Below are 11,577 nucleotides of genomic sequence, written 5' to 3'. Positions count from 1 at the left end.
GGGAATTCTCTCCCCCGGATGGCATCGCCTCCTCCCGGTGTTCAGGGGCGCGACGAAACAGGCTGTTATAGCAATGGCGGTGCCAACTGGTGAAACGGGAGCTTAAATCTTCGATTTCATTAGAAGGAAAGATCAGGCGGAGACGACGAAGGGGTATAACATCTGTCGCTGCGGGGTCTGGGGCTGTCAGGATAATGTTTACACAACGGGGATTATGGAGGGGGTATAACTTTTGTCGTCAAAATAATGAAAGTTATACCCCATTGAGGCCGGGAACGCGCCCCGCTTGAGGAGGTTCTATCTCTCCCCAGTTGGAGATCCATTTATCTCCCCCTCGCTTGAGGAGGTTCTATCCACTTCCCCCCTTGATAAAGGGGGGCGGGGGGGATTGCTTTGGAGGTGAGATGCGGGTGAAGCCATGAAGATGAAAGGTCAAAGGGGGGGAACGAAGCGGCATCTTCACCCCCGGCGCTGGAGGCGCTTGCTCAACGCGGGCTGGGAGATGCCCAGAAGCCTCGATGCTATGGACTGGTTGTTGTCCGCGCGGCGCATGGCTTCGTCCACCAACTGCTCCACGGTTTCGGAAAGGGTCGGGATCTCCTCCCATCCGGCGAAGAGGCTCTCATGGTTCGCTTTGGGATGCACGGTCGCCCGTTCTCCCCTCTGCTCCATGGCCAACTGAAAGGTGTTCATCGACAACATCCGGGAGTTATGCACGCTCATGGCATCAAAGACCATGGCTCTGAGCTCGCGGAGGTTCCCCGGGAAAGTGTAGTTGCTGAGCAGGGTTATCAGTTCCTTCGGGTAGCTCGGGACTTTCTTCTCAAAGATGGCGGCCGTCTCTGCGAGAAAGTGGTCGAGGAGGAGCGGGATATCGTCCTTGCGCTCGCGAAGGGGCGGGATGTGCACGTGGTGGGCGCGCAGACGATAGTAGAGGTCCTTCCGGAAGGCGCCGCTGTCGCGCTTTTCGGAAAGATCCTGATGGGTGGCCACCACGATCCTCGCCTTCAGCTGCTTGGCCATGTCGCTTCCCAACGGGTAGTATTCCCCCTCCTGCAGCAAGCGCAAAAGCTTCACTTGGCAGGACAGGGAGAGGTCACCGATCTCGTCCAGAAAGAGCGTCCCTTCGGCGGCCTGCTCCACCATCCCGCTGCGGTTCTCGTCGGCACCGGTGAAGGCGCCCTTGCGGTGGCCGAACAGGGTGTCGGTGAAGACGCTGTCCTCCAACCCCGCCACGTTCACTGAAACCAGGGGGCCGTTTCCGCGGCTGAGGGTATGCACTGCACGGGCGACCAGTTCCTTGCCGACGCCGCTTTCCCCGGTGATCAGGATGGGCTGGGTGCTCTTGGCCACGGCCTCGATGTACTGGAAGATGGAGCGCATCGTCTTGTTGTTGGTGATTATCGAAGAGAAGGCTTGAGGACACTCGAGCCGGTCATTGAGGAAGCGCTGCCGCATCTCCTTGTTTTCCCGCTGCAGTTCCTGCATGCGGATGGCCCGGCGCACCGAGTCCAGTATCCGCTCCTCCTCGTCGGTCTTGACCAGGTAGTCGAAGGCACCCAGTCTCATGCAGCGGACGGCGGTTTCGATCTGGTTCATCCCGGAAAGCATGATCACGGAGATCTCCGGATGCTCCTCGGCAATGGCGGCCAGAAGTTCTTCACCGGAAATGTGCGGCATGGTGATATCGAGGAGCAGGAGACCGACGTCCTGTTGCGAAAGGAAGTCGAGTACCTTCCTGGGGTCGCTCAACTGCGAGATGTTGCTGATGACGCCGGGGCCTTCCAGCATCATACTCAGGCTGCGCAGCCATGGCGGCTCGTCGTCCACGAGGAGAACTCGAAAAGCAGGGTAGAGAGCTTCGGGCATAACAATTGATCCTTTAGCAGCAATAAATCCCCTCGCCCGGCGGGTGGAGGGGCCTTCGGATTCAGCGTCATCCCCGAGTGCCTCTATCGGGGATCCAGCCCTGGATTCCCGCTTAAACCCGCGGGAATGACGGCCATTGCTCCCTCTCCGCGCCTGCGGGCTGAAGCGCCCTTCGGCGCGCAAGCCCGACCCTGCCGGACGTTAGAGGGAGTCTGTTAAACGTTAGAGGAAGGTTAGTTAAACTGTGACGGCCGGGAGCGACAGGGTGACGGTGGTGCCTTCCCCAACGACCGAGTCGAAGGTCAGGCTCCCCCCGTGCTCCTTCACTATCCGATCGGACACCGACAAGCCCAGACCGGTCCCGCCATCCTCTCGCTTGGTGGTGAAGAAGGGATCGGTCAGCCGCGGCAGATGCTCCGCCGAGATCCCCCTCCCCTCATCGTGCACCATGCAGAGGACCCGCCCATCCTCGCATGAGGTGACGATGGAAACCTTCTGCCCCTTCCCTTCCAGGGACTGGTAGGCGTTGAGGAGGAGATTGACTATCACCTGCTCGATGCGCTGGACGCTCCCCATCACCGGCGGCAGGTCGTCGGCAAAGCTCGCCTGCAGCTCATGGCCGTTCTTGGCCACCGCTTTCTCGACCAGTCGCACGGCGGCCTGGGCCACGACGTTAATTTCCACACTCTCGGTCAGGTCGGAGTTGTCCCGGCGGGCGAAGTCCTTCAGCTCGGAGACGATCCTCTTGATCCTCTTGGCAGCGTCCTGGGTCTCGGCCAGCATCAGCGGGAGCTCGTCGCGCAGCCGGGAATAGCGGTGCCGCCCCAGGGTGAAATCCCCGTTCTCCCGGTACCACTCATCCAGGATCGGCAGCGAAAAGCGGTACGCCTCGTCGAAAAGCGGCAGGTTCAGCAGGATCAGCGCATTGGGATTGTTGATCTCGTGAGCCACCCCCGCCACCAGGATCCCCAGCGAGGCCATCTTGTCCGCCTGGACCAGTTGGTCCTGCTGCAGCCGCAACTCTTCAAGGGCCCTTTGCTTCTCCGCCACCTCCCGCGCCAGTTCGCGCGTGCGCTGAGTGACCTCCTTCTGCAGCATGCGGGACCAGAGAAGGGTTCCGAAAAGGATCAGCAGCAGCGGCACCGCCACCAGCGCCACGTAGCGCGCCACCCGCTCCCAGGACACGGGCTGTGACTCCAGTACGCCCAGCCACTTCCCGTGGATCTCCTGGAACTGGCCCGAGCGCTTCAGGACCGCCAGCCCCTCGTTGAACTTCCCGAGGAGCTCGACGTTCCCCTTCCTCACGGCGTAGCCATACTGCTGGATGATGAAGGGCTTGGCCACCGGGACGATCCGCTTGAGCCCCAGTTCCTTCTCGAGGTACTTCCCGGCCAGCTTCGAAACAAGGGCGCAGTCGTGCTTGCCGCTGTTCAAAAGTCGCAGCGCTTCGGCCAGGGTATCGGTCAGGATCACCTTGGCCTTCGGGTCGTAGCTGCGCATGAAGTCTTCCATGATGCTGTTACGCATCACGATGACCTCCTTGCCGTGCAGATCCTCGACCGACCTGATCCGCCTGTCGTCCCTCCGGGTCCAGATCGACTGGTAAAGCATGGCGTGCGGCGTGGAGAAATCGACCTCGCGGGTGCGCTCGTTGGAGTAAGCCATGCCCTGGACGATGTCGACCTCCCCGCCGTCGAGGGCCCGGCGCATGCCGTCCCACGAGCCCAGGCGGATCTCCACGTTGAGACCCATCACCTCGGCGATTGCGCGGGTGAGCTCCACGTTGAATCCGGCGGGCTTGCCGTCCTTATCCAGGAATTCGTAGGGGGGATAGTTCCAGTCCCCGCCGACCACGATCGTGGCGGGCTGCCCCCTCTCCGCCCCGGCACCGGTCGCGAGGACATTGAGCAGCACCAGCACGGCGAAAAGGACCAGCGGCAGGCGGCGGAGCGAAACTGCACAGGCGGATGCATACCAGGCCGGGCGCAGGGAGTCGGATCGGTTGTTGGTGAGGCGCACAGGCAATACCTTAAGGGGTGGGTGATGACGCAGGGGACAGCAAATAATTCCACATAAGTGGCGAGGAAGTCAACAAAGGTTACGACCCCCCAGGCGGAACGGTGGACTCTCCATCTTTCGTCCCCCTCAGGTGTTGCCGCTGCCACGGGAAGGGCGAAGGCTGGCAATGCTGCCGACGGCGGCATGGAAGGCGCAGAAAATGCGCCCTTCGACAGGCTCAGGGCGAACGGTTGCATAACGAGACGCCGGTGCCAACGGTTGCATTGCGAGACGCCCCTCGACAGGCTCAGGGCGAACGGTTGCATGACGAGACGCCGGTGCCAACGGTTGCAAGGCATCATTATAAAGCTGATGCTTATTTAAGAGCGCCGGCCTCATGGACACGCGGAGCTGCGGCTTTTCACACTACATCACCACGTGCGATCACGAACTTGGGGGGCATCCGATTTAGGGCTCGACGCCGCCGATATCACTCTTGTTTTTTGCCTAAGGTCTGGTAGATTTACGTCCATGAGCACTGAGACCGCCGGGCTCTCGGGGCGATGATTCAAACCGGCTCCTTCAATGAGAGGAGAACCGGCCCGGCTGGCAACAACAACACGGACAGGTGGTCATATGCAGCTCGCCCTTTATCTCGAACATGGCGAAAGATTCGCTCGCGCGGCCAAGAAACTCCCTCCCCACACTCCGGTCGACATCGATTCCACCCTCCTCGATTGCGGCATAGAAATTCTGCCGATAGCGGCCTCCCATTTCCTGGGCCCCGAACACCTTCCCGGCATCGAGTTTCCCTACCCCGAGATCAGGGTGGTCTTCAGGCTCAAGGAGCGTCCCGCGGTGGCGGCCATCTACGGCATCGACGTTTTCGTCACCGACGCCACCCTTAGCCTGGTGAACCACGCGCTCGGGCACAACCACATCGAGATCAACCGCAGGTATGCCCAGATAGAGCGCTACATCTCCACTAAGCAAAACGGCCTGCTGGAGCTGGTGGGGTGCAGCCACAAGGCCCTGATCGACCGCCTCTCGCACGCCTTCGTGGACCTGCGGAGCGCCTACCTGCGTGCCCTGGAGGAAGAGGGGTGTCTCCCGGTGCCGCGACTCATCTGATCGGGACAACGGCACCACCAAAGAAAAAGGCGACCGCTGGGCCGCCTTTTTCTTTTTCTGCTTCCCCCCTGCCGGTCAGGCCAGCTTGAACCTGTGCACCAGGGTCTGCAGCATCTGCGCGTCCGCGGCCAGTTGTGCCGAGGCCGTCGCGGTCTGGCTGGCGCCCTGCGAGGTTTCGTGGACCACTTCGGTCACCTGCTGGACGTTCATGGTGATCTGCCCCGTGGTGGCGGTCTGCTCTTCCGCGGCGGTGGCGATCTGGTTTATCTGCATGGTCACTTCGTTGATCTGATGGAGTATCTCCCTCAATGCTTCCCCCGATTTCTCGGAACTGGCCGCTCCCCTCTCGACCTCGCTGACCCCCTCCTCCATGGCGGAGACAGCCACCTTGGTGTCCTTCTGGATGGCACGGATCATGTCGGAGATCTCCTTGGTGGCCTTGGTGGTCCTCTCCGCCAGCGCCCTGACCTCGTCGGCTACCACGGCGAACCCTCTCCCCTGCTCGCCGGCGCGGGCGGCTTCGATGGCGGCATTGAGCGCCAGGAGGTTCGTCTGGTCGGCGATGTCCTCGATGGTCCCCACGATCTCCCCGATCTGCTCGGAGCGCGCCCCCAGGTTCTCCACGGTCTTGGCCGACTCCTTGACCTGCTCGGCGATCCTGCTCATGCCGGAGATCGTTTCCTGCACCACCGCCTCTCCCCTGGTCGCGGAAGCGCTGCTGTGCCTGGACCTTTCCGCGGCCAGGTTGCAGTTGTGGGCTATGTCACCGCTGGTGGCGGCCATCTGCTCGCTGGCCGTGGCCACCGAGGTGGTCTGGGCTGCCACTTCCTCCGCCCCGGCAGCGATCTGCTCGGCTGTAGACTGGAGCTGCTGGGAGGCGGCGGCGACCTCGCCCGAGGTGGCGGCGACCTTCTTCAGGATCTCGTTCATGCTGGCCACCACCTTGCGGGACGACTCCGCCAGCAGCCCGATCTCGTCGTTGCCGGAGAGGTCGATCTTCACGGTGAGGTCCCCTTCCGCCAGACGCGAGTTCATCTTGACCAGCTCGGAAACGGGACGGGTGATGCTTCTGGTGACAAGGTAGCCGAAAATACCACCCAGCAGCATCGCTATGGCCGAAAGAACGATGCTCAGGTTGCGGGTCGAATCGGTCGCCTGCTTCACGTCCTTCCCCGCCTGCAGCAGGTGGTTGGACTGAAGGTCGATCATGTCCTTCACAGCCTTGATGTAGACCATCTGCGCGTCGCGGTATTTTCCGTTGATGAGGGCGATGGCTTCCTTCTTTTGGCCCGAGAGGATGTCGTCGATGACCTCCTTCTGCAGCGCCTTGTACCCCGGCCTGCAGGCGCTGATCGCCTTGAGGGCGGCCTTGGCATCATCGCTTTCCACGGTTTTTTCCAGGACTTCGAAGTTATGCACCGTTGTCTTGCTCAGTTCGGGGATACGGTCCAGCTCCTTTTTCATCTCGACCGGGTCCTCACTGATGATCGCGTTGCGTATGCAGCGCGCGATCACGTTTATGTTGTCGTTCACCTCGGTGAGCATGACCACCTTGGGCCACTTGTCACCGGTTATGACATCGACCTTCTTGTTGATGTAGGAGAGCCTGTTTACCGAGAAGACGCAGACCGCAAGCATGATGATGAGAATGGCGGCAAAGCAGCCTGCCAGACGGATACCTATTTTCATGAAACCTCCTGATTTCCCCTGAACCTTGATTAGCAAGCGGGTCTCCCCGCAGCTTTGGAATGTCCTATCTTCGAGATCGCACCGATCCCGCTCCGAGACGGTGCCGGCGCCAGCCACCCCGGTTACCCGCTTCTGCAGTCACCGACCTTGCCACTCGCGAAACCGGTCCAGAGCTCGATGGCGCGGTAGAGTGCAATCGGGTCGTACGGCTTGGTGATGTGGCCGTTCATCCCCGCCTCCAGGCTCTCCTTCACGTCCTGCTCGGCGGCGTTGGCCGAAACAGCCAGAATGGGGAGAGCGGCCACGCCGCCCCGGGGAAGTTGCCTGATATGGCGGGTAGCGGTCAGCCCGTCCATGACCGGCATCTGGATATCCATCAGCACCAGGTCGAAATCGAGCCGGCTGACCAGATCCACCGCCTCGACGCCGTTGCTGGCCACCGTGACCTCCAGACCCCGGTTTTGCAGCAGCGCCACCGCAACCTGCTGATTGAAGACGTTATCCTCCACCAGCAGGATACGCTGCCCTTCGAAACGGCTCCCGGCCGAAGCCTTGCTGCCGGAGTCTGGCGTCTTTCCTTCCTCGCCGGCGATGAAGGGGACCCTGAAGAAAAAGGTGCTCCCCACGCCGGCAGTGCTGTCACACCAGATCCGCCCCCCCATCAGGGAGGTGAGCCTCCTGCTGATGGCGAGCCCCAGTCCCGTTCCGCCATAGGTGCGGGTATTGGACCCGTCGACCTGGGTGAAAGGCTGGAAGAGCTGGGCCTGGTCCTGGGCGCTGATCCCGATTCCGGTATCCCTCACCGAGAATTCCAGTTCCACCTCGCGCCCCCTGCGGCTGGCCACCGCCACCTGCAGGGAGATCGATCCCTCCATGGTGAACTTGAGGGCATTTCCGAGGAGGTTGTTGAGTACCTGAGTCAGGCGCAGCCGGTCGCCCAGCAGCCATTCCGGCATTTCCGGCGCCACCTCCACGGCCAGCTCGATCCCCTTCTGCCGGGCCCTCATGCGGAAGACCGTCACCACCTCCTCGACCAGCTGCCGGGTGGCGAAGTTCACCTTCTCGATCTCGAGTCTGCCCGCCTCGATCTTGGAGAAGTCCAGGATGTCGTCGATGATCCCCAAAAGCGACTCGGCCGAGATGGTCAGGGTCTGCAGGTACTCGTTTTGCCGGGAGGTCAGCTCGGTCTCCCCCAGCAGATGGCCCGCCACGATGATGGCGTTCATCGGGGTGCGAATCTCGTGGCTCATGTTGGCCAGGAATTCGCTCTTGGCCTTGCTGGCCCGCTCCGCCTTCACGGTCAGCTCGTGGGCCCGGTCCATGGCCTCGGTCAGCCGGCGGTTGGCCCCCTCCAGTGCCCGCTTGCCCTGCAGGAGCGCCTCCTCGGAGCGCTTTCTCTCGGTGACGTCCGGCATGATCCCGATGAAGTGGGTGATCTCCCCCTGCTCGTCCAGAAGGGGGGTGATGCTGACGTCCTCGTCGTAGAGTGTCCCGTCCTTGCGGCGGCTGGACATGACCCCGTGCCAGGGGCGCTTTTCGCCCAGGGTCAGCACCAGATCCTCGACGAAGTTCGAGGCCTCTTCGGCAGAGAGCAGAGAGACCGGGTTCCGGCCCAGGGCTTCTTCAGCCGAGTAACCGGTCTGCCGGGTGAAGGCGCGGTTGACCCAGATGATCCTGGAGTCGTGATCGGCGATCAGGATGCTGCTGGCCGCGGCTTCCAGGGCGGCGGACTGCAGTCTCAGGCGCGCCCCGGTCTCCCTGGCTTCCCATGTGTCCCTGAAGGTCATGACCGCCCCGCGCAGCTTCTCGCCGCTCCATACCGGGATGGCGCTGAAGTCGGCGAGGAAACAGGAGCCGTCCTTCCTGGAGAGGCGCTCGTCGTCCGAGTAGTGCGAAGTGCCGGCGGCGAAGGCGGGATAGATGCGGCACTCGCCCTCCTTGCAGTTGAGGCACCGGGGATGGGTGCGGTGCAGCACCTCCCGGGCGTCCCGGCCCAGGAGTTCCCCGGCGGATTGGTAGTCGAGCAGAGCCATGGCGCCCCGGTTCACGAAGCTGATCGTTCCCGAACTGGTGATCCCCAGCACCCCTTCATCGACCGAATCGAGGATCAGCCTCGCGTAGTCCTCCGCCTCGGCCCGCAGCGACACCTCCCCCTTGAGGCGGCGGGCGACCAGGTAGAGGGCGACGCCGGAGCCGGCCACGGTGAAGGAAAGGGCCAGCAGCAGGTTCCTTACCGCCTTCCTCAGCGGGCGGTATGCCTCCTCGACGGGGAAGTTTGCCGCCAGGATCCAGGGTGCTCCCTGCAGGGCCTTGAAGGAAGTGACCGCTTTCACCCCGCCGGAGGTCACGGTCTCGCCGCTTCCCTCGAAGCCGGAGAGGGCGCGGTCGTACAGGAGGTTCACGCCGGGAGCCGGATCGGCCTTGAGAATCCTGCGCTGATCCGGATGGACGATCATGGTCCGGTCCGGGCCGAAGAGGTACAGGTACCCTCCGCTCCCGATCCTGGCCTGGGCGATGTTGCTGAGGAAGTTGTCGTGGAGGAGGTTGAGCGCCCCGCCCAGCACCCCCACCAGCCGTCCCCCCTTCACCACGGGGGCGGCGAACATCACCACCGCGTCACCGTTGACGCTGCAGATGTAGGGCTCCGACACGACGGCGCGCCGCTTGCCGATTACCTCCTTGAGGTAGCTCCGGCCGGAGAAATCGTCACCGAGCGGCGTCCCCCTGCGATGGCTATGGGCTGCCAGCAGCTTCCCCTCGGCGTCGAAAAGGAAGATGCCGTGGTCAAAGGAGCTGACCTTGCCATGCCGCTCCACGAACTCGCGGGCTTCCCCCAGGTTCCCGAAGTGATCGACCCCCAGTTCCATGGCCAGGCTGGAGATCAGGCGCAGGTGGTCCCTGATCTTGTCGTCAACGTCATGGGCCAGCGTGTTGACCAGGGCCAGTTGCTGCTTCTCCACATTCTCCATGATCGCGGTGCGGAAGCTGTTGACGATGATCCAGGACAAGGCGCCCTGCATAAGGATCAGCGCGAGGCCGATCCCCATGGTCATCCTGAGGCTGTGGTTTAGCTTTAGTGACATCTGCAGGTATCCTTACCTTCTACCTCTTCGATCAGGCCAGCCTGAACCGCCCCACCATTATTCCGACTAATCAGGGGCTAGGGGCTGGGGACTAGGGACTAGTAAAGACAAAGCCCTAGCCCCTGACTTACTAGCCCCTAGCCCCTAGCCCCAGCCACTGTCCCGCTGCGGTACAGCGTGAACTGCGCCTACCCTGTATTCAGCAGGAGGGGTGCCAAAACTCCCCCCCATATATTTCCGGTGAGTTAGCAGCGGACCAGGCGGAGGAATTGTCCCACTGAGGGACAGGTGGGACAGTTGGGGACAGATCGGTGGGTCAGGCGCGGTAGAAAGCCTTGCGGTTAATCTTCAACAGCTGAGAGGCCTTCGACTTGTTGCCGCCGCAGCGCTCCAGGGTGATGGAGAGTATCCGCTCCGTAAGCGCATCGAGCGAGAGCTGGTCCGCCGGGAGGGCGAGCGTGTAGCTCACGGTGCCGGCTGCTGCCTCGCTCACCCCCTGGTCGGGGTTGACGGCTCCGATTCCGAGGTGCGAGGGGCGGATAAGTTCCCCGTCGGTCAGGATCGCCGCCCGCTCGAGGCAGTTGCGCAGTTCCCGGACGTTTCCGGGCCAGCGGTAGGAAAGCATAGACTCCATGGCCTTTTGCGAGATCCCCGGCAGCGGCTTTCCCAGGTGCTGACGCAGCTGCTCGAGGATGTGCTCGCACAGGATGGGGATGTCGTCCTGACGCTGGCAGAGCGGTGGTATGGTCAGCGGGAAGACGTTGATGCGGTGGTAGAGGTCCTCGCGGAACCTCCCTGCCGCCACCAGCTCGGCCAGGTTTCTGTTGGTGGCCACGATGACCCGGCACTGGAGCTCGACCGGGGTATTGCTGCCGATCTTCTCGAAGACCCGCTCCTGCAGGACCCGCAGCAGCTTGGCCTGGAGCGGCAGGGGCATGTCGCCGATCTCGTCCAGGAGGATGGTCCCTCCGCGGGCCGCACTGAACTTTCCTTCCCGGTCCCGGTCTGCCCCGGTGAAGGCCCCGCGGACGTGGCCGAAGAGCTCGCTTTCCAGAAGGTGCTCCGGGATGGCGGCGCAGTTGACGGCCACGAAGCCGGCCGGAAGCCCCTTGGCCGCGAAGTGGATGGCCCGGGCCAGAACTTCCTTACCCGAACCGCTCTCGCCGTAAATGGCCACCGTGGTCTGGCGGGCCGTGGCCACCTTGGAGGCCAGCTCCAGCATCGCCTTCATGGCGCCATTGGCCGTCACGATGCTCTGGAAGGTGAAGCGCTCCCGCAAAAGCCCCTTGATCTGCTCGTTTTCCTGTACCACCCGCCGGTACTCGAGGGCCCGCTGGACGGTGATCCGCAGGTCGTCGGGGTTGTAGGGCTTCACCAGGTAGTCGTAGGCCCCAAGCCGCATGGCCTCGACGGCCCCCTCGACGCTGCCGTGGGCGGTGACCATAATGATCGGTGTCCCGGGGTGCCTTTTCTGCACCTCCGCCAGGAGCTGGAGTCCGTCCATGCCGGGCATGAACAGGTCCGAGATGATGAGATCCACGTGCCGCTCCTGGGCGATGGCCAGGGCTTCGGCTCCGTTTGAGGCAGTGATGGCGTGAAAGCCGCCCAGAGAAAGGTGCGTCTCAAGCATGAAGCGAGAGACGGCTTCGTCATCGACGGCGACTATGGTCGGACCTATCATGAGGTCGCTGCTCCTTCTGGCTTAATGGTCGCGTAGCATGTCCTCTCCTTATCGACTGGCAGCCCGTCAAGTTGAGGCACTTTCCGCGGCAGAAATGTACATTCAAGCACAGCGTTGGCTGGGACT

6 protein-coding genes are annotated in these 11,577 nt (G+C 62.6%); 1 reads left to right on the top strand and 5 read right to left on the bottom strand.

Features of this window, described 5'->3' with window-relative positions:
• Positions 1 to 459: 459 nt before the first annotated feature.
• Together AC11W3_RS17840 and AC11W3_RS17835 are read right to left on the bottom strand one after the other, a co-directional pair.
• Positions 460 to 1,869 carry a sigma-54-dependent transcriptional regulator gene (locus tag AC11W3_RS17840; RefSeq protein WP_484091568.1) on the bottom strand — a complete coding sequence of 470 codons (1,410 nt, stop codon included), beginning with the start codon at positions 1,867 to 1,869 and terminating at the stop codon, positions 460 to 462.
• 237 nt (positions 1,870 to 2,106) lie between these two features.
• Positions 2,107 to 3,888: a transporter substrate-binding domain-containing protein gene (locus tag AC11W3_RS17835; RefSeq protein ID WP_484091567.1), complete on the bottom strand. Its 1,782-nt coding sequence runs from the start codon at positions 3,886 to 3,888 to the stop codon at positions 2,107 to 2,109.
• A 615-nt stretch (positions 3,889 to 4,503) separates the two neighbouring features.
• Here AC11W3_RS17835 and AC11W3_RS17830 point away from each other — a divergent pair.
• Positions 4,504 to 4,998, top strand: a complete 495-nt coding sequence (locus AC11W3_RS17830; protein WP_484091566.1) for a hypothetical protein — start codon at positions 4,504 to 4,506, stop codon at positions 4,996 to 4,998.
• A 75-nt stretch (positions 4,999 to 5,073) separates the two neighbouring features.
• Here the strand turns inward: AC11W3_RS17830 and AC11W3_RS17825 are convergent, their stop codons facing one another.
• The 3 genes from AC11W3_RS17825 to AC11W3_RS17815 form a co-directional block, all read right to left on the bottom strand.
• Positions 5,074 to 6,687: a methyl-accepting chemotaxis protein gene (locus AC11W3_RS17825; RefSeq protein WP_484091565.1), complete on the bottom strand. Its 1,614-nt coding sequence runs from the start codon at positions 6,685 to 6,687 to the stop codon at positions 5,074 to 5,076.
• Between the two features lie 122 nt (positions 6,688 to 6,809).
• On the bottom strand, positions 6,810 to 9,770 hold the full coding sequence (locus AC11W3_RS17820; protein WP_484093478.1) for an ATP-binding protein: 2,961 nt from the start codon (positions 9,768 to 9,770) through the stop codon (positions 6,810 to 6,812).
• A gap of 316 nt (positions 9,771 to 10,086) precedes the next feature.
• Positions 10,087 to 11,451: a sigma-54-dependent transcriptional regulator gene (locus tag AC11W3_RS17815; RefSeq protein ID WP_484091563.1), complete on the bottom strand. Its 1,365-nt coding sequence runs from the start codon at positions 11,449 to 11,451 to the stop codon at positions 10,087 to 10,089.
• Between the last annotated feature and the right edge of the window lie 126 nt (positions 11,452 to 11,577).

This window comes from Geomonas sp., assembly GCF_056994735.1.
Note: the sequence above shows the minus strand (reverse complement) of the source record. Positions and strands in the feature narration are given on the sequence as shown.

What these genes read in the sequence shown, in the direction of transcription:
- AC11W3_RS17840 (WP_484091568.1), bottom strand. Translation starts at nt 1,869, where the DNA reads ATGCCCGAAGCTCTCTACCCTGCTTTTCGAGTTCTCCTCGTGGACGAC.
- AC11W3_RS17825 (WP_484091565.1), bottom strand. Translation starts at nt 6,687, where the DNA reads ATGAAAATAGGTATCCGTCTGGCAGGCTGCTTTGCCGCCATTCTCATC.
- AC11W3_RS17820 (WP_484093478.1), bottom strand. Translation starts at nt 9,770, where the DNA reads ATGTCACTAAAGCTAAACCACAGCCTCAGGATGACCATGGGGATCGGC.
- AC11W3_RS17815 (WP_484091563.1), bottom strand. Translation starts at nt 11,451, where the DNA reads ATGATAGGTCCGACCATAGTCGCCGTCGATGACGAAGCCGTCTCTCGC.
- AC11W3_RS17830 (WP_484091566.1), top strand. Translation starts at nt 4,504, where the DNA reads ATGCAGCTCGCCCTTTATCTCGAACATGGCGAAAGATTCGCTCGCGCG.